At 68.7% G+C, this 18816-nt stretch carries 16 protein-coding genes; 4 read left to right on the top strand and 12 right to left on the bottom strand.

Annotation, left to right across the window (positions count from 1 at the left end; translation table 11 throughout):
- The first annotated feature begins 78 nt into the window (after nt 1-78).
- The 3 genes from AB3K92_RS12215 to AB3K92_RS12205 all read left to right on the top strand — a co-directional run bounded on the left by AB3K92_RS12215 (nt 79) and on the right by AB3K92_RS12205 (nt 2946).
- Nucleotides 79-420, top strand: coding sequence for an FKBP-type peptidyl-prolyl cis-trans isomerase (locus AB3K92_RS12215; RefSeq protein WP_021164331.1), 342 nt, complete (start codon nt 79-81; stop codon nt 418-420).
- A gap of 35 nt (nt 421-455) precedes the next feature.
- Nucleotides 456-1229, top strand: a complete 774-nt coding sequence (locus AB3K92_RS12210) for an AraC family transcriptional regulator (RefSeq protein WP_369465174.1) — start codon at nt 456-458, stop codon at nt 1227-1229.
- A 268-nt stretch (nt 1230-1497) separates the two neighbouring features.
- Nucleotides 1498-2946 (top strand): MFS transporter, encoded by a 1449-nt coding sequence (locus tag AB3K92_RS12205; protein WP_369465173.1) that lies wholly within the window; start codon nt 1498-1500, stop codon nt 2944-2946.
- A 10-nt stretch (nt 2947-2956) separates the two neighbouring features.
- Here AB3K92_RS12205 and AB3K92_RS12200 read toward each other — a convergent pair whose 3' ends face one another.
- On the bottom strand, nt 2957-3892 hold the full coding sequence (locus tag AB3K92_RS12200; protein WP_369465172.1) for a hypothetical protein: 936 nt from the start codon (nt 3890-3892) through the stop codon (nt 2957-2959).
- 68 nt (nt 3893-3960) lie between these two features.
- Entirely contained in the window at nt 3961-4431 is a 471-nt protein-coding gene (locus AB3K92_RS12195; RefSeq protein WP_059859189.1) for a helix-turn-helix domain-containing protein, read from the bottom strand.
- 153 nt (nt 4432-4584) lie between these two features.
- Here AB3K92_RS12195 and AB3K92_RS12190 point away from each other — a divergent pair, with 153 nt between their 5' ends.
- Complete coding sequence (locus tag AB3K92_RS12190) at nt 4585-5820, top strand: MFS transporter (RefSeq protein ID WP_369465171.1); 1236 nt, start codon at nt 4585-4587, stop codon at nt 5818-5820.
- Between the two features lie 142 nt (nt 5821-5962).
- Here AB3K92_RS12190 and AB3K92_RS12185 read toward each other — a convergent pair whose 3' ends face one another.
- The 10 genes from AB3K92_RS12185 to AB3K92_RS12140 form a co-directional block, all read right to left on the bottom strand.
- Nucleotides 5963-7129, bottom strand: a complete 1167-nt coding sequence (locus tag AB3K92_RS12185; RefSeq protein ID WP_059493572.1) for a glycosyltransferase family 4 protein — start codon at nt 7127-7129, stop codon at nt 5963-5965.
- Complete coding sequence (locus AB3K92_RS12180; protein ID WP_048022243.1) at nt 7129-8313, bottom strand: glycosyltransferase family 4 protein; 1185 nt, start codon at nt 8311-8313, stop codon at nt 7129-7131. Before AB3K92_RS12180 ends, AB3K92_RS12185 begins: the two co-directional genes overlap by 1 nt.
- The gene (locus AB3K92_RS12175; protein WP_048022241.1) at nt 8310-9776 is read right to left on the bottom strand and encodes an O-antigen ligase; all 1467 of its coding nucleotides are present in this window, start codon (nt 9774-9776) and stop codon (nt 8310-8312) included. The genes AB3K92_RS12180 and AB3K92_RS12175 overlap by 4 nt, the downstream gene beginning before the upstream one ends.
- Before the next feature lie 10 nt (nt 9777-9786).
- Nucleotides 9787-10923, bottom strand: a complete 1137-nt coding sequence (locus AB3K92_RS12170; RefSeq protein WP_059484097.1) for a glycosyltransferase family 4 protein — start codon at nt 10921-10923, stop codon at nt 9787-9789.
- Nucleotides 10924-10970: 47 nt separating this feature from the next.
- The gene (locus tag AB3K92_RS12165; protein ID WP_059484098.1) at nt 10971-11930 is read right to left on the bottom strand and encodes a glycosyltransferase family 2 protein; all 960 of its coding nucleotides are present in this window, start codon (nt 11928-11930) and stop codon (nt 10971-10973) included.
- A gap of 64 nt (nt 11931-11994) precedes the next feature.
- Nucleotides 11995-14220 carry a polysaccharide biosynthesis tyrosine autokinase gene (locus AB3K92_RS12160; RefSeq protein WP_369465170.1) on the bottom strand — a complete coding sequence of 742 codons (2226 nt, stop codon included), beginning with the start codon at nt 14218-14220 and terminating at the stop codon, nt 11995-11997.
- 50 nt (nt 14221-14270) lie between these two features.
- Nucleotides 14271-15449: a polysaccharide biosynthesis/export family protein gene (locus AB3K92_RS12155; RefSeq protein WP_021163250.1), complete on the bottom strand. Its 1179-nt coding sequence runs from the start codon at nt 15447-15449 to the stop codon at nt 14271-14273.
- Nucleotides 15443-15886, bottom strand: coding sequence for a low molecular weight protein-tyrosine-phosphatase (locus tag AB3K92_RS12150; RefSeq protein WP_021163251.1), 444 nt, complete (start codon nt 15884-15886; stop codon nt 15443-15445). Before AB3K92_RS12150 ends, AB3K92_RS12155 begins: the two co-directional genes overlap by 7 nt.
- 30 nt (nt 15887-15916) lie before the next feature.
- On the bottom strand, nt 15917-17329 hold the full coding sequence (locus AB3K92_RS12145) for a UDP-glucose/GDP-mannose dehydrogenase family protein (RefSeq protein ID WP_048022236.1): 1413 nt from the start codon (nt 17327-17329) through the stop codon (nt 15917-15919).
- A gap of 73 nt (nt 17330-17402) precedes the next feature.
- On the bottom strand, nt 17403-18776 hold the full coding sequence (locus tag AB3K92_RS12140; RefSeq protein WP_042977761.1) for an undecaprenyl-phosphate glucose phosphotransferase: 1374 nt from the start codon (nt 18774-18776) through the stop codon (nt 17403-17405).
- Nucleotides 18777-18816 lie beyond the last annotated feature (40 nt).

Here is an 18816-nt window from a genome sequence, read left to right as displayed (position 1 = left end):
GGCCGAAAGCCATGAGCGGCGGCCCGCAGCGCGCTCGCCTACAATAGCGGTTTTACCCATCCTTTTTCAGGAGAAGTCATGTCTGTCATCACGACCGAATCGGGCCTCAAATACGAAGACCTGACCGAAGGCACCGGCGACGCAGCGCAAGCCGGCCAGACCGTCAGCGTCCACTACACGGGCTGGCTGACCGACGGTCAGAAATTCGATTCGAGCAAGGATCGCAACGACCCGTTCGCGTTCGTGCTCGGCGGCGGCATGGTCATCAAGGGCTGGGACGAAGGCGTGCAGGGCATGAAGGTCGGCGGCGTGCGTCGCCTGACGATCCCGCCGCAACTCGGTTACGGCCCGCGCGGCGCAGGCGGCGTGATTCCGCCGAATGCGACGCTCGTGTTCGAAGTCGAACTGCTCGCCATCTGACACGGCACACGAGCCCCCGGCTGACGCCCCGCCCCGTGGCACACCTTCCGTCCCCCACTGTCGCGCTGCAACGCTACGACGCGCTCGAAGCGTCGGACGTGCACGACTTTCACCAGATCGTGCTCGGCATCGACGGCGCGATGGTGATGGCGGTGAACGGCGTCAGCCAGCGTCTCGACCGGCACCGCGCCTGGCTGGTTCCAGCCGGCGCGCGCCATGATTACGCGGGCCTCGGCGAGAATCGCCAGCTCGTGCTCAATCTTCCCCTCGCATCACTCGCGGTGCCGCAGCGGCTGTTCGACAGCGCGCGCGCCGTGGCAATCGATCCGGCCCTGACGTCACTGGTCGCGCAGATCGCGGCGGCGGCCGCGCAATTCGAAGCGCCTGCCGCCGACGCGCCGCATGCGGCCGTGCACCGTTTCCAGTGGCAGGCCGCCGCCCGGCTGTGCGGCGCGCTGCTCGACGAACGCGACATCGCCGCGCCCGCATCGGGCCTCGATTTCGCGCGCATCGACCGCTGGCTGCGCGCGCGGCTCGCCGAGCCGCTGCGCATCGCCGATCTCGCCGCGCACTGCGGCTACGGGATGCGCCGCTTTCATCAGCTGTTCGTCGATGCGTTCGGCGAAACGCCGCATCGCTACCTGCAGCGGCTCAGGCTCGACGCGGCCGTGATCCTGCTCGCGGATGGCCGGTATCCGCTCGTCGATATCGCCGGGATGGTCGGCTTCGCGGATCAAAGCACGTTTACGCATGCGTTCACGAAGCGCTTCGGCGTTGCGCCGGGACGCTGGCGCGGCGAGCGGCATTGAACGCCGCCAAGGTTCCGCGCTGAGCACGCGTCAACACGGGTCGTAGCGGCACGGTTGGGCGCGCGGCGCTCACGTCGGCCCAAGCGCAACATTCTTCGCTCCTGCTTCGCTCCTGCTTCGCTCCTGCTTCGTTCTTGCTTCGTCCCCGCTTCGTCCCCGCTTCGTCCCCACTGCGTCCCGCTCGCCGCCCTGCTGCTTCGTCCCCGGCGCTTCGACGCTTCACGTCCCGCTGAAACATCGCCGGCCGGCCGCGCCCTACGATTGGCGCATGGACACGACCATCCCCTCCTCCGCCTTCCCGCCCGCGCTCGCCCGCGTCGTCGCGACCGTCAGCACCGGTTTCGTCGTCACGCAGCTCGACGTGACGATCGTCAACATCGCGCTCGCGCATCTCGCCGGCGAACTGCGCTTGCCCGTCGCCGGCCTGCAGTGGGTCGTCGATGCGTACACGCTCGCGTTCGCGGTACTGATGCTGTCGGGTGGCGCGCTCGGCGACCGCTTCGGCGCGCGCCGCCTGTACATCGCCGGCCTCGTGCTGTTCGCGCTTGCGTCGCTCGCGTGCGGCGCCGCGAGCGCGCCCGCGATGCTGATCGCGGCGCGCGCACTGCAAGGCGTCGGCGCCGCGGCGATGCTGCCCAATTCGCTTGCCCTGCTCAACGATGCGTGCCGGCACGACCCGCGCCTGCGCGCGCGGGCCGTCGGCTGGTGGACGGCGGCCGGGTCGATTTCGATCGCGGCCGGCCCGGTCGTCGGTGGCCTGCTGATCGCGGCGTGGGGCTGGCGCGGCATCTTCCTCGTGAACCTGCCGCTGTGTGCGGCCGGGCTGGTGGCCGCCTTTGCGTGGATACCCGCGTGCCGTGCGGCGGCAACGCCGGCCGCGCCATCCCGCTCCGTCCGCGCACTCGACCTGCGCGGCCAGTTCATCGCGATCGCGATGCTGACCGCGTTGACCGGCGCCGTGATCGAATGGCGTCCGCTCGGCTTCACGCATCCGGTCGTCGCCGGCGGTTTCGCGCTGGCGACGCTCGCCGCGCTCGCATTCGTCGCGGTGGAAACGCGGACGGCCACGCCGATGCTGCCGCTGTCGCTGTTCCGCCATCGCACGTTCAGCGCGGCCGTGCTGTTCGGGATCTGCGTAAACCTCACGTACTACGGCACCGTGTTCGTGCTCGCGCTGTACCTGCAGCGCGCACGCGGCGAATCGGCGTTGCAGGCCGGCCTCGCGTTCCTGCCGCTGACGGGCGGCTTCCTGCTGTCGAACCTCGCGAGCGGCCGCGTCGTGGCACGTCACGGCCCGCGCGCGCCGATGCTGGCGGGCGCGCTCGTCGCCGCGCTCGGCTACGGATCGCTGCACTTCATCGACGCGTCGACGCCGCTGGCCGTCCTGCTCGTGCCGTTCCTGCTGATTCCGTCGGGCATGGGTTTCGCGGTGCCGGCGATGACGACCGCCGTACTCGCGTCGGTCGCGCCCGAACGGGCCGGCATCGCGTCGGCCGTGCTGAATACCGCGCGGCAGGCCGGCGGCGCGATGGGCGTGGCCGCGTTCGGCGCACTCGCCGGCGGCGGCGGCGCGGCGCAGGTCGTGAACGGGTTGCGGATCGAAACGGCCGTGTCGGTCGCGCTGCTGGCCGCCGCCGCGCTGCTCGCGACGCTGGTGCGGCCCGATGCGCATCGCGGCGCATCGTCCGTGCGTCAGGCCGTGCCGGCGGCCGATTAAACGGCTGCGGTCATGCGTCGCCGGGGTCCCGCTGGATCAGGTGACGCCACGGAAACACGTTGTCCTTGAAGTGACTCACGTAACCACCGCTGCCGGCCTGGATCACCATGAACGACAGCCGCGGATGCAGCGCCTGCAGCGCTTCGAGCGCCTCCCGGTCGAGACAGGTGTTTCTCAGCGTCAGCCTGCGGAGCCGCTGGCCGGCGCGGCTCTTCAGCAGGCGCTCGTAGGCGTCGAACGACGTCACGCTGCCGGCGTCGCGCTCGCGCTTCCACGTCGAATGCAATGCGGTCGACTCGGAGAAATCGAGCCAGCCGAGCGACGGCAGGTTGTCGCAATCCGCCAGGCGATCGATGAACTGCTGCGTGTCGTCTCCGCCGCCGATGCGCAGCCGCTCGAGATGCGCAAGCGGGACATCGAAGAAACGCGCATCGGGCGCGTTCGGCACCGTCAGCTCGGCGAGATATGGCGCCTTCGCGGCAAAGCGGGCAATCTCGCCGCCCTCCTGCATGATCAGGTCGCGGCGCACGATCATCGACTGGTTGTGATCAGCCGGCTCGGTCGGCCGCACATACAGCGAACGCAGCATCGGGAAGCGCGCATCCGAATCGAGCAGCGGCCCGAAATCCCATTCGCGCGTGCCGTTCGCCCCTTCGTCGATGCCGCTGAACGCGAGGTCGGTCACGAGATCCGCGACGTCCGGCAACGCCAGACACTGCAGCGTCCAGTCGAACGGTTCCTCCCAGGCGCCGCCGAAGTACCGGACGTGCAGCCCCGCCCGCATCGGCGCGACCGTGACATGGTTGAAATCGGTCTGCCACAGCGGCTCCGCGGGATCGGCATGGTCGCGCCCGTCCTCGGCGCCCTCGCGCTCGCAGTGGTCGTGAATGCGCCGCTGCAGGTCGAGCAACAGCCGATAAGCGGCGGAATCCAGCGGATGGGACATGGCGATGCAGCTCCGGTCGGCGACGATCGCGACAGTCTATCCGACCGTGCAGCCGTCGCGCACGACGCTCATCGCCGCCGTGCGCCCGTTTCGTCGCCGACCTTCTTCACGACCGTCTCGCCCGCCTTCACCGGCCGGCCGTCGTCGTGGCGCAGCGCGAGCTTGCGGATCGCGCGCCCCGTGTGGCGGTCGACCAGCACCGAATGCGGCTCGCCTCGCGCGAACAGGTTCGCCTCGCCCCACTGCCGCAGCATCACGATCACCGGGAACAGCCCTTCGCCCTTCCTGGTCAGCACGTACTCCTGATACGCGCTGCCGTCCGACGCCGGCACGACGTCGAACACGCCCGCATCCACGAGCATCCTGAGCCGGTCGGACAGGATGTTGCTCGCGACGCCGAGGCTCGCGCGGAAATCGCCGAACCGGCGCACTCCGTCGAACGCATCGCGCACGATCAGCAATGCCCAGCGATCGCCGACGATATCGGTCGCCCGCGCCACCGGGCACGGCGAATCCGCAAGACTTTTCTGCCTGGCCATGTGCCTCTCCGCAATCTTGCCGGCCGCCTTTTCGGCAACACCGGCCATCCGTGCACGGACATCTCGCCCGCCGCACAACAGGTTGCATTTTAAAACTACTTTTCCTACACTCACACCAGTTTCAATTTGCAACTACTTTGCGCGAGGAAATCCATGGCGTCTTCCTGTCGTTCCGGCACCGTTGCATCGAACGCATCCGCGCCTGCCGCGCATCCGGCCGCAGTCGGCACCCTGTCCACGGCGCGCGTCGCGACGCTGGCCGTCTGCTGCGCGGCCAGTGTCGCGAATGTCTACTACGCGCAGCCGCTGCTCGATTCGATCGCGCGGGATTTCGGCGTGTCGCAGGCGAAGGTCGGCGGCGTCATCACCGCGACGCAGCTCGGCTGTGCGCTCGCGCTGCTGTTCGTCGTGCCCCTCGGCGACCTGCTGAACCGCAAGCGCCTGATCGCCGTGCAGCTTCTGCTGCTGACGGCGGCCTGCATCGGCGTCGCCGCATCGTCGACGCGCATCGCGCTGCTGGCAGGGATGGTCGCGGTCGGACTACTCGGCACCGCGATGACGCAAGGGCTGATCGCATGCTCGGCCGCGCTCGCGGGCGCCGGCGAACGCGGGCGCGTGGTGGGCGCCGCGCAAGGCGGTGTCGTGGTCGGGTTGCTGGCCGCACGCTCGTTGGCCGGCGTCGTCACCGACATCGCGGGCTGGCGGGCCGTCTATCTGGTATCCGGCGCGCTCGCGATCGCCATGCTCGCCGTGCTGTCGCGACTGTCGCCGGACGAAAACGGGCCGCGCGAGCGCATCGGCTACGCGGCGCTGCTGCGATCGATGGTGTCGCTGCTGCGCGACGAACGCGTGCTGCGCGTGCGCGGCGCGATCGCGCTGCTGATGTTCGCGGCATTCAGCATCTTCTGGAGCGCACTGGTGCTGCCGCTGAGCGCACCGCCGCACGCGATGTCGCATACGCAGATCGGCGCCTTCGGCCTCGTCGGCGCACTGGGCGCGGCGGCCGCCGCCCGCGCGGGCCGGCTCGCGGATCGCGGGCACGGCGAAGCGACGACCGGCGCCGCGCTCGCGCTGCTCGCGTGCTCGTGGCTGCCGCTCGCGTTCGGCAATTCGTCGATTGCATGGCTGGTGGTCGGCATCGTGCTGCTCGACGTCGGCGGGCAGGCCGTCCACGTCGTCAACCAGAGCATGATCCTCGGCACGCGGCCCGATGCGCACGCGCGCCTCGTCGGCTGCTACATGCTGTTCTATTCGGCCGGCAGCGGGCTCGGCGCGATTGCATCGACGATGATGTATGCGCGCGCCGGATGGACGGGCGTCTGCGTGCTCGGCGCGATCGTGAGCGTGGCGGCGCTCGGCGTCTGGGCCGCGACGCTCAGGCGCACGTGACGCGTGCCGGCGTCGCGCATCGGATAGGGTGAACGAGCCGGCCCTGCGCAGGCGGCCGGCACGCGAACCGGCCGCGCATGCGCGCCGGTTCGGCTTCCCGTTCGGCTTCCCGTTCGGCGCGCCGATTGCGCGCCACGGGCGCTCAACCTGCCGCCCGGATCGCCTCTTCGTACACGCCGGCCACGCGCCGCGCGATCACCGCGTTGTCGAAATGATCGCGTGCATAGCGCTTGCACGCGGCCTCGTCGGGCAGCGTGATCGCGCCCGACAGCGCACCGCCGAGCCCTTCCGCGATCGCGTCCGCGCCGGTGGACGGCAGCACGAGATCGTCGGACAGCCCGGCCACCGCCTCCGGCAATCCGCCGACCGGCGTGACCAGCACCGGCGTGCCGGACGCGAGCGATTCGACGGTGATCAGCCCGAAGCCTTCGAGCGCGACCGTCGGCACGACGCTGACCGTCGCCGCGCGGTACAGCGCGGCGAGATGGTTGTCCGGCACGAAGCCAAGCAGCTTCACGTTGTCCTGCAGGCCTGCCGCATCGATGCGCTGCTGCAGTTCCTCGCCGATCTTGCCCTTGCCGGCGATCAGCAGCAGCACGTCCGGGTGACGGTGCTTGAGGAGGCCGATCGCGTCGATCAGGTCCTCCAGCCCCATGCGCCGCACGAGCCGGCGCACGGCCAGCACGATCGGCCGGTCCTGCGGCAGTTGCAGCTTGTGCCGCGCCTCGGCGGGCGTGAGCGGCGTGTCGAACTGCGCGGTATCGACGCAACCGGGAATCACGCGCACACGCGACGGATCGATCCCGTAGCGGTTCGTCAGGATCTGGCCGAACGCCTGCGACAGCACGATCAGCCGCGACGAACGCGTATAGACGGCCTGCTCGAGATAACGCTTCGCGCGCTGGCCGAGCGACGCGGCGCCCTCGACCTGGCTTTCGTCGGCCCACGGCCCCTGGAAGTGCGACACCTGCGGAATCCCGCGCGTGACGTCGAGGCCCGGGAACGTGTACAGCGCGAAGTGCGACGAGATCACGTCCGGCCGCTCGCTGCGGATCTCCTCGCGCAGCGCGCGCCGCGCGGCGAGCATGCGGCGCGCGAGCGGCTCCGATGCGGGGCCGAAGCCCTGGATCGCGCCGCCCGTGTCGTCGGCGACCTTCTGCGAGCCGGCGACGAGCCCGCGCACCTCGACGCCCGCGCCCGGCAGCGCGCCGACGAGCGAGTAGTACATCCGGTCGAGGCCGCCCGCGCGTTCGGGGAACCAGTGCATGCCGATCTGCAACGATTTGATCGGCCGGGAAGAGTGGGACATTACGATTGCTCCTGCGTCACTGCATGCTCGACCCGCTCGAAGGCGGACGGCTGCGTGGGTTGGCCGATGCGCCGGTAGAGCGCGACATACTGGGCGCCCATGTGCGCCCAGCCGAAACGGGTCATCAATTCGCGGGCCGCGTCGCCCATCGCGCGGCACGTGTCGCGCGACGCCGCGAGCGAGCCGATCGCCTGCGCGAGCGCGGCCGGATCGTCCGGGTCCTCCAGCACGATCCCGCATTCGCGCGTGATGATTTCCGCGCCGCCCGCCGTACGCGCGGTGACGACCGGCAGCCCTGCCGCCATCGCTTCCAGCAGCGACAGGCTCATCGCTTCGTAGCGCGACGGGAACACGTAGGCGTCGACCGAGCGCATCAGCGTCGGCATGTTTTTCACGAGGCCGAGGAAATGCACGCGCGCATCGATGCCGAGCGCGCGCGCCTCTTCCGGATACGGGCTGCCGGGCAGATAACCGGCCACCGCCAGGTGCACGTTCGCGGGCAGCTTCGTCAGCGCCTTCAGCACCGTGCCGAGGTTCTTGCGCGGCGTGCGCAGGTCGCCGACGAACAGCAGCAGGAACGCGTCGTCCGGCAGCTTGAACGCCGCACGGTCGGCCTGCGCACCGGCGAACGCGCTGCCGTCGACGCCGTTGTAGATCACGCTGATCTTGCGGCTGTCGATGCCGAGCCCGGCGATCTCGTCGGCCACCTTCTGCGACACGGCGGTGATCGCGCGCGACCGCTTGTACGCCCAGCGCTCGAGCGTGGTGTTCACGCGCGTATAGACATACTGATAGGCCGACCACAGCCCCTTCGTCGGCCCGAACGGATAGTACGGACTCTTGAACCAGCCGCCGTGCACGAAGTGCGCGGTATTGACGTCGGCCTTGATCCACGAGATGAAGCCGTTCACGTGCAGCACGTCGTATTCGCTGCGGTGCGCGCGCAGCCAGGCCGCGCTCTTCAGCGCGAACACCTGCTGCTTGACGAGATTCGACGGCCAGAAGCCGCCGACCTTCACCGGCACCCAGCGCACGCGCGGGTCGGCCAGCAGCTCGGGCGCGACGTGCGACGCGACCAGCGTGACCTCGTAGTTCTCGGCCAGCGCCGCGCGCGCGATTTCGTAATTGACGCGGCCCTGGCCGTCGTTATGTCGCACGACGTGCGTGACGATCGCGATTCTCAATGGTCGCCTCCCCGTGAATGCGCGGCGGCCAGCAGGCGTTGTGCCTTTTGCCAGTGCGCCGCGGCTAGTATCGAAAAAATGGCTGTGAACATCAGCAGGCCGCCCGTACCGATCAGCGAGTTCGTGAACACGAGCATCGCGAAGGTCGACAGGCACAGGCTCAGGCACGCGCCGACGAACTTGTCGTTGCGCAGCTTGAATGCCGCGCGCAGCGTGCGGCCGAACAGCATCACGACGCCCGAGAGATACAGCAGTGTTCCGGGCCAGCCGAGCACGAAAGGCACGTTCATCACGCCGCTGTCGAAGCTGCCGTACTTGCCGAGCTCGCCGCTGTCGCTCGACAGCTTCGTGGATGCACCCGTCGCGCCCATCCCCTCGCCGGCGACGTCGGTGAACGCCGTCTGCGCGAAGGTGGCGTAGAACTTGTTGCGGTCGTCGTAGCTGCGGTCGTCCTTCAGGTTCGTGATCGACTGCAGACGCGCGCCGAGACGGTCGGCCACCGGCCCGACGGTCAGGAGCGGCACGCACAGCCCGACCAGCACGACGCCGCTGATCAGGATCCGCATCCGCACGCGGTTGCTCGACTGCACGAGCTGGATCGCGAGCGCGATCACCCAGCCGCCCCAGGTCGAACGCACGAGACACAGCGCGAACGACACGAAGCCGGCCGCGCCCGCGAACCAGCGGATCTTCTGCGGCGCGGCGAACACGAACACCAGCGCGCCCATGATCGCGAACGCGAACGGCCCGGACGAATTCATCGTGCTGAACACGCGCACGCCGTACGGCACCGGCTCGCCCTGCGAACCCATGTCGGAGCCGATCATCCACAGCACGTCCCACTGCGGCATCACGAAGTACTGCACGACGCCGTACAGGCCCATCACGAGCATGCCCCACATGAACGTGGACAGCAGCACGTCGCGGTATTCGGGATAGTCGCGGGCGTTGACCATGATGTGAAAACCGATCAGCACCGGGTACACCCAGTTCGCGAGGTCGTAGGTCGCGGCCATCACGCCGCTCGACACGATCCCGACGAGGTACGCGTACGCGAGCCCGAACAGCATCAGCAGGATCGGGATGCCGCGCCGCTGCGCGAGCACGCGGTAATGCCGGATCAAGCCCAGGCCGGCGATCATCGTCACCGCGAGCGGCGCGACCTGGATCAGGCTCGTCGGCGTGAACGCGCCCTTCGACCAGTCGGCGAGACGCCGCACTTCCGGGCTCAGGAACCACACCCACCACATGAAGCCGACGTAGCGCGCCGGACTCTTGAAATACAGCCAGATGCCGACCGCGATGGCCAGCACCGGAAACGCGAGCGTCAGCACCTTGCCCTGATGAATGGCAATCAGCGCGGCGGTGAAGGACCACAGCCCGGCCTGTCCGACCCAGTGCTTCCGCTCGGGCAGCCAGCTGCGGTGGCGCGACGGTGCGCGTTCGGCGGCAATCGTACTCATCGATCCGCTCTCACCGCGACGACGGGCGCGAATCCGCGAGCGGCATCGCGAGGCCCGCCGCCGCCGGCGTCCGGCGCCGGCGCAGCATGTCGCGCGTGATCCGCACGTGCTGCTCGGCGAACGCCTGCGTGGTCAGGTCGCGCTCGCGCAGGCACGCGGCGGCGGCGCGCGCGCAGCCCAGCGCCGCGACCGGATCGGCCGCGAAGCGATCGGCGGCCTGGCGCATCGCCTGCGCGTCGAAGGCCGGCACGTAGGCGGCCGTATCGTGCGGGAAGTAGTCGCTGAGGCCGCCGACGTCGGACACGATCATCGGCTTGCCGACCGCAGCCGCCTCGAGCATCACGGTGATGCCCGACGCGTGGAAATTCGGCCGCAACGGCACGACGATCACGTCGGCCCATGCGTACAGTTCATGCTGCTTCGCGAGCCCCGACGCCGAGCCGATCTTCACGTTCGGCGCATGCCACTCGCGCGGCACGCGGCGCCGGGTGGCCAGCCGCACGTCGTAGCGCGCGTCGCCGCCGAACGCGGCGAGGAACGTGCGCCAGTCGCGGTCGCGGTCGTTGCCGATCGCCGCGATCCGCAGCGGCCGGTTCGGTTGCCATTGCCGCGGCTCGACGATCGGGAAATCCTGCGTGTTCAGCCCGTAGTAGACGAACTCGGCTTCGCGGCCGAGATAACGGCGGCACAGGTCGGCGTTGTCGCGGGCCAGCGTGGTCAGCGCGTCGGCGCGCGCGATCAGCTTGCGGTACAGCCAGCGGCGCGGGCCGCCGAAGCTGCCCCACTTGTCGAACAGCCACACGCTCTGCGCGAGCAGCAGCGGACGTTTGCCCTGCTCGCCGGCCAGCTTCAGGATCAGCGACGCCGCAAGGTGCTCCTGCTCCGTGTGCGTCCAGATCACGTCGGTGTTCAGCAGCGCGGCACGGTTGCGCCATGCATGCACGACGTCGAAGCCGAGCGCCGCCTTCAGCGCGCGGCGCGCGAGGCTGGCGACGCGGCTCTCGCCGCCGTCCTGCGAATAGGTCAGCCGGAATTCGTCGGATTCGGCGTGGTGATAACCGTACAGGCAGCCGATGTTCTCGCCTTTCCGGTAGGTACGCGGATCGGCGCCGTGGAACAGATGGACATGAACCTTGGTTGCAGTCATTCGAGCCCTTCTCCGGGTTCGGCCGCGCGGCGTTGCGCGCGGCTCGTTCAAGACGTCACCGGCGGCATCGCCGCACGGTGGGGGGCAAGGTTCGCGCGGCGGGCATCGCGCGCGCCGCGGCGCACCGCGCGCCACTGCTCGCGGATCCGCTCGCGCTTCGCCGTATGCAGCGACAGCAGCACGTGCGCGAGGCCCGGGTAGACGCGCGTACCGACCAGCGTCCACCACCACCACGCGATTTCGCGCCGCACGGGCGGCAGGTGCTCGCGCAGGATCAGGTGCAGGTTGTACGCGCCGTTGCTGATCGCATTCAGCGACGCGGCATCGCGCCGGTCGTCGTCGAAGCGTTCCGCCGGAAAATGATCGACCGCGATCGCCGGGTCGTAGACGAGCTTCCAGCCGTTGCGCTGCACGTGCATGCTGAAACCCATGTCGTTGTGCACCTGCGCACCGGCGCCGCGCAGCCGCGTGTCGAAGCGCAGCCGCTCGATCGCGGCGCGGCGGTAGCTCATGTTCGCGCCTTTCAGCATGTCGACTTCGCGCATGCCGCCGACGCCGAGGTGATGGTTGCCGACGATCTTGCCGGACAGCGTGAGCTGGCCGACGAGCTCGCGCGATTCGTCGAGCACGCGGCCCTTCTCGTGCACCCAGTCGCGCCCGCCGACCGCGCCCACGCGCGGGTCGGCCTCGAACGCCGACTCGACGCGGGCGAGCCAGTCGGGATGGGGTGCCGCGTCGTCGTCGGTGATCGCGACGATGTCGCCGTTCGCCGAGTCGAGCCCCTTGTTCAGCGCGGCGACCTGGCCCGGCACATCGACCGGCACGATGCGCAGCGGCAGCGCGCCGCCGACCGCCGGATCGGCGAGCCGTTCGTGCGTGGCATCGTCCTCCGGGCGCGCGACGACGATCACCTCGTCGGGCAGCCGCTGCTGCCGCTGCAGCGCCAGCAGGCAGCGCGCGAGGTCGGCGGGGCGCCGATAGGTCGGAACGAGCACGGAAATTTTCATCGTTGGTTCTCCTGTCGACCGGACAGGCGGCACGCGCGGCCCGCCCGGTTACGTGCGATTCGGATCAGGCGCTCAGGTATTCATGCACGGCCGCATAACCGCGGCCGTAGCCGCGCGCCTTCGGCGGCACGCCGTTGAAGATCCCGCCTTCCAGATCGACGCCCGCGGTACGCAGGCGCTTGATCGCGTCGGCGATCTCGCCTTCGGTATGCATGCCCGAGCGCAGCACGAGGAACGTCGAGCCGGCCATGCGGCCGATGATGGTCGCGTCGGTCACCGCCAGCACCGGCGGCGAATCGATCAGCACGACGTCGTAGCGCTTGCCGAGCCCTTCGAGGTATTGCGGCAGGCGCGTCGACATCAGCAGCTCCGACGGGTTCGGCGGGCGCGTGCCGGCCGAGATGAACGACAGGCCCTGCACCGGCGTCTCGCGCACGGCGTCCTCGAGCGCCGACTGGTCGCTCAGCAGCTCGGACAGGCCCGGCTGCGAGGTGAGGCCGAAGTAGCGGTCGAGCAGGCCGCGGCGCATGTCGGCGTCGATCAGCAGCACGCGCTTGCCCGAATGCGCGAGCAGCACCGCGAGGTTGACCGTCAGGAAACTCTTGCCGATGCCGGGCGTCGGGCCCGTCAGCACGATCACGCGGTTCTTCGCGTCCATCATCGCGAACTGCATCGCGGTGCGCAGGCTGCGCAGGCTCTCGACGCTCAGATCCTTCGGACGCAGGCTCGCGAGGATCGGCCGTGTGCGGCTGCCGCCCTTCTCGGCCGCCGCGTCGAGCTTCACCTGTTCGGCGCTTTGCGGCACCAGCCCGTACAGCGGCAGGTTGAACGTGCGCTCGATGCGGTCGGGGTCCTCGATGCCCTGGAACAGGTTGCGGCGCAGGAACACGACGCCGGTGCCGAGGATCAGCCCGAGGAACACCGCGGCCGACAGGATCAGCACCTTCTTCGGCTTGACCGGGTCGCCCGGACGCAGCGCGGAGTCGACGAGGTGGATGTTGCCGCCCGTGCCGGCCTTCTGCACCGACAGCTCCTGCACGCGGTTCAGCAGCAGCACGTAGATGTCCTCGGCGACCTTCGCGTCGCGCTGCAGCTGGACGGCCTTCACTTCGGTGGCCGGCAGGCTGCGGAAGCGGTTGCTGAACTTGTCCTTCTCGCCCTGCAGCTCGGCGAGCTGCTGCTTCGCGGCGATCACCATCGGGTGCGAATCGGTGAAGCGCTGCGCGAGCGACGCGAGCTGCAGGCGCTGCGCGGCGATCTGCTGCTCGTACTGCACGCTGCCCTCGAGGTAGACCTTCGCCTCGTCGCTCGCGTTGATCGAGCCCGACGTGCGCTGGTACCGCGTCAGCGCGGCTTCCGCCCGTTCGAGGTCGGCCTTCAGGCGCGGTTCCTCGCCCTTCAGGAAGTCGAGCATCTTGGTCGCTTCGGCCTGCTTCGCGACCACGTGCTGGTTCAGGTACGACTGCGCGAGCGCGTTCGCGATCGCGGCGGTCTGGTCCGGGTCCTTGCCTTCGAGCGAGATCTGCACGACGCCCGTCTGCTTGCCCTGCTCGGTCACCTGGATGCCGGCCTGGAACCCGCTGATCGCGTCGAGATCGTTGTAGCGGACCACCGTGAACTGCGTGCCGGGGCGCGCGACGAGCTTCGACACGAGCAGCGTCACGCCGCCGCCCTGCGTCGATTCGCCGACCTGGCCCGACAGCAGCCGCGTGCCGTTCTGGTCGACGAGCGAATAAGTGCCGTTCGGGCCAGCCGTCAGCGTCAGCTTCTTGCCTTCGAGCGCGGGCACGACGCTGATCGAATCGACGTCGGCGACTTCACCGCCCCATGCATACGATTTCAGGCCGAGCCACGGCCGCGACGGCGTGCCCGGCGTCGCGACACGCGCGGCGAGGCTGCCGATCAGCGGCAGCGTCTTCGGCACGACCGAGAAATTCAGCTTGAACTGGTCGACCACCGGCGCGACGACGCCGCGGCTCTTGATGATCTCGATTTCCGCGTCGGTCTGCGCCTGCTGCGGGCCGCTGTTGATCGTCGCGCCGGTCTGCGTCTGCGTGAGCGCCTGCGACGTGTTGTCGTTGCTCTCGACCCGCACGTGTACGTCGGCCTGGTACACCGGCTTCGCGACGTAGCAGTAGAGGCCGGCGAGCGCGACGACCGTCACCGCGATGCCGAGCAGCAGCCAGATGTCGTCCATGATCACCTGGAGCAACTGGCCGAGGACGACGTCCTCTTCCTCGGTTTTCACGGACAGATCCGCGTAGGAGTGTTTCGCTTGCGTGTTCACCATTCGTTCCCGCTTGAGTGGTGCCGGGGCGGAGGTGCCGCCCCGGCGGGCTATCAGCGCGTGATTTGCCGCATGTAGAAGATCGTCTGGATCGTCGGCAACACCTGCTGCAGCACACGGTTGAACTGCACCGAGCTGGCCGTGCTGACGTAGACCACGTCGAGCGGCTGAAGCGGGAAGCGGCTCGACAGCATCAGCGCATCGGGCTGCGTCATGTCGAGACGGAACACTTCAGGCTTCGTCGGGTTGTCGCGCATGCCGCGCATCACGTAGATCTTGCGCGGGTTCGCATCGGTGTCGAGGATGCCGCCGCCGGCCGTCAACGCGTCGGCGATGGTCAGCTTGCCCTTGAGCATCGGCACCGTGACCGGCGTCTTGACCTCGCCCATGATGAACACGCGGCTGTCGCTGCGGTCCGGCACGTTGATGATGTCGCCCTGCTGCAGCATCACGTTCTGCCGCACGTCGCCGCGGTCGAGCACGCCGTTCGCGTCGAGCGTGTAGAGCTTGCCGTCGCGCGTCAGGCGCACGCGCTGCAGATCGGCGTCGGTCGTCGAGCCGCCCGAACGCGAGATCGCGTCGACCAGCGTCAGCGGCACGTCGCTCATCGCGAGCGGGCCCGGCGTCTTCACCTCGCCGGTCACCTGCACCTTCTGGCTGCGGAACGACAGCACGCGCACGTCGAGCTGCGGATTCTTCACATAACGCGCGAGTCGCGTGGCCAGCTCGTCACGGGTCTGCGCGATCGTCTTGCCCGCCACGTGGATGCGGCCGACGAACGGGAAGAAGATCGTGCCGTCGGCGGCCACCGTCTGGCCATAAGGATCGGCCTGGCCCGGCAGCGACGACGAATAGGGTTGCTGCAGCGCGCCCGCGATCGTCTGCGTCGTGTTGCCGCCGCTCGAGAACGACTGGCCCTGCGGCGTCGTCAGCTCCGGGTGGTCCCAGACGGTGACGCCGAGGATGTCCTGCGGCCCGATGCGGTACACGTATTGCGACGGATCGGTATAGCGTCCGGGCGGCAGCGGATGATCGACCTGCGCTTTCTGCAGCTGGTCCATCACCACTTTGGCGTCGATGTAATGAACCGGATAGGTCTCGGCCGCTTGCTGCCGGCCTTCGTCCTTCAGGTTCGACGAGTCGAGGTAGTTGCCGGGCGCGGTTGCACAGGCTGACAGGAAGGTCGTCAGCGCGACGGCAAGCGCCACCGGGCGCATCGGGCGTTTCAGCATAGTTTCTGTAGCCATCCTTGAACCAGACGTTCGATCAGTGAGTAGCTCTCGCGGTAATCGGCCTCGGGGCCGCCGTGCGGGTCGGCAATCTCGGCCCCTTCCCACTTGCCGAGCAGGTGGACCTTGCCGCGCGCGAACGGATCGACCTGTTCGACGGCCGCGATCTGTCCGCGCTCGCTGACGAGAATCAGGTCGGCGTCGCGCACGATCCGGCGCGACAGCCGCCGCGAGCGGTGGGTCGTCGCATCGACGCCCCGCTCGGCGAGCAGCTGCCGCATCACCGGATCGATGCCGTCGCCGTCGTTCGCATGCACGCCGGCCGAATGGAACGTCGGGCGCGGGCCGCCGCGCGACGCGGCGTGCGACTTGAACAGCATTTCCGCCGCCGGGCTGCGGCAGACGTTCGCGTGACAGACGATCAGGATGTTCCGGAACATGGCGTCTCGTAACGAGTGACGGGAAACGGGTTACGCGCTCGCGGGCGCGGTGCCCGGCACACGCGCGGCGACGGCCTGGCGCGAGCCCGGCCGGCCGATCGGGTGGTATTCGATGCCCTGCTCGCTCATCGTCTCCGGCTCGTACAGGTTGCGGCCGTCGAAGATCACCGGCGCTTTCCACAGGCGGCCGAGCGCGACGAAGTCGGGGCTCTTGAAGATCTTCCATTCGGTGACGATCACGAGCGCGTCGGCATCGCGTGCGGCCTGCGCCTCGTCGTCGACGAAGCTCAGGCGCTCGAGCCAGCTCGGATGATCGGCGAGATCGAGCGCGATCACGCGGCGCGCTTCCTGCTGCGCGACCGGGTCGTACGCGGCGATGCGCGCCCCGCGCGACAGCAGCTCGGCGATCAGCTCGCGGCTCGGCGCTTCGCGCATGTCGTCGGTGTTCGGCTTGAACGCGAGGCCCCAGATCGCGAACGTGCGGCCGGTCAGGTCCTCGCCGAAGCGGGCGACGATCTTCTCGGCGAGCACGCGCTTTTGCGTGGCGTTGACCGACGACACGGCCTTCAGGATCTGCAGTGCCTGCCCGTGCTCGTCGGCCGTGCGGATCAGCGCCTCGACGTCCTTCGGGAAGCACGAGCCGCCGTAGCCGCAGCCGGCATACAGGAAGTGATAGCCGATGCGCGGATCGGAGCCGATCCCGCGGCGCACGGCCTCGATGTCCGCGCCGAAACGGTCGGCGAGGTTCGCCAGCTCGTTCATGAACGAGATGCGGGTCGCGAGCATCGCGTTCGCCGCGTATTTCGTGAACTCGGCCGAGCGCACGTCCATGTACAGCGTGCGTTCGTGGTTGCGGTTGAACGGCGCATAGAGCTTCTTCATCAGCTCGCGGGCGCGCTCGCCCGGCACGTCGTCGTCGCAGCCGATCACGATGCGGTCCGGCCGCGTGAAATCGTCGACCGCCGCGCCTTCCTTCAGGAATTCCGGATTCGACACGACCGAGAACATCTGGTCGCCGCCGCGCTTCGCGAGCTCTTCGGCCACCGCCGCGCGCACGCGCTCGGCCGTGCCGACCGGCACCGTCGACTTGTCGACGATCACCTTGAAGCCCGTCATGTAGCGGCCGATGTTGCGCGCCGCCGCGAGCACGTATTGCAGGTCGGCCGAGCCGTCCTCGTCGGGCGGCGTGCCGACCGCGATGAACTGCACGTCGCCGTGCGCGACCGCGGCCTCGATATCGGTCGAGAAGCGCAGGCGGCCCGCCGAGCGGTTGCGCGCGATCACTTCCTTGAGGCCCGGCTCGTGGATCGGCACGCCGCCGTTGTTCAGGATGTCGATCTTTGCCTGGTCGACGTCGAGACAGAACACGTCGTGCCCGATGTCGGCGAGACAGGCGCCGGTGACAAGACCTACGTAACCGCTGCCGATGATAGTCAGATTCATGATGTGTCGGACCTCTTGACCAATGATTCGAAATTCGTAAAACCGCGATGCCTGCGTGGCGCGGCCTCGGTACTCAGTACGCGTTGCTGCCGGTGAAGCCTTTCCAGAGCGTCAGCACGACGATCTTGATGTCGAGCCAGAACGACCAGTTCTGCATGTAGTACAGATCGAGCTTCACGCGTCCCATCATCTTCTCGATCTGGTCGGTCTCGCCGCGAAAGCCGTTGATCTGCGCCCAGCCGGTGATGCCCGGCTTGATCCGGTAGCGGAACATGTAGCCCTTGACGAGATCCTTGTAGATGTCGTCGTGCGCGAGCGCATGCGGGCGCGGGCCGACGACCGACATCTCGCCCTTCAATACGTTGATGAACTGCGGCAGCTCGTCGAGGCTCGTGCGGCGCAGGAACCGGCCGACCGGCGTCACGCGCGAGTCGTTCTTGGTCGCCTGCGTGACCTGCCCGGCCACTTCCTGGTGCACCTTCATCGAGCGGAACTTGTAGATCTCGAACTCGTGCCCGTCGATGCCCTTGCGCTTCTGGCGGAAGAACACCGGCCCGCGCGACGTCAGCTTGATCAGGCCGGCGATCACCACCATCACCGGCGCAAGCGCGGTGAGTGCGGCCAGCGCGAACAGCCGGTCGAACACGAACTTCGGCAGGATCCGCACGTCGGTGATCGGCGACGCCGCGAGGTTGATCGCCGGCACGCCGAGCACCTCGACCACTTCCTGGTTGAAGAACGACAGCGTGCGCACGTCCGGGATGAAGCGGATGTTGACGAAGTCGTGGCGGAACACGGTCACGATCTGGTGAATCCGGCGTTCCTCCGTGATCGGCAGCGTGAGCCACAGCTCGCTGATCGCGCGGCTGCGCACCAGCCACACCAGCGATTCGAACTGCCGCTCGATGCGCACGTCGTCGAGCGCGACCTCGCCCGGCGCTTCGCTTTCGTCGTAGACGCACACCGGGTTGAAACCGGCTTCCGGCCGCGCCCGCATCTGCGCGATCAGCCGCCGCGCCGCCGGCGTACCGCCGACGATCGCGACCGCCTTCAGGTTGTAGCCGCCGCGGCGCAGTTGCCGCAGCACGACGTGCACGCAGGCTTTCGAGCCGGCGAGCAGCGCCATCGTCACGAGCGCCCAGTAACCCAGCCACAGCCGCGACAGGTCGCCCGACTGATGGAAGCTGAAGCTCATCAGGATGCCCGCGAGCTCGACCACGAGCCAGGCGAACGCAACCCGGCCCACCAGCCCGACGAGACGCTTGCCGCGCCACGACTGGTAAATGCCGATGGCCGGAAAGAACACGACGACGAGCAGGCAGTCGAACAGCACCGTCGTGCGCTGCAGGTCGTTGAGCCAGATGCTGCCGCCGTGCAGTGCGGCGGCGATCAGCGCCCCCGCTACGACCATCGCGATATCGATGACTCTCGCCAGCACGCTCAACATGTCTGCTTCCTCTTTGAACAGGCGTTTGCCGAACAGCTCC

Source organism: Burkholderia sp. Bmkn7 (assembly GCF_041103175.1).
GTDB lineage: Bacteria > Pseudomonadota > Gammaproteobacteria > Burkholderiales > Burkholderiaceae > Burkholderia > Burkholderia cepacia.
This window is presented reverse-complemented; position numbering and strand designations above follow the sequence as displayed.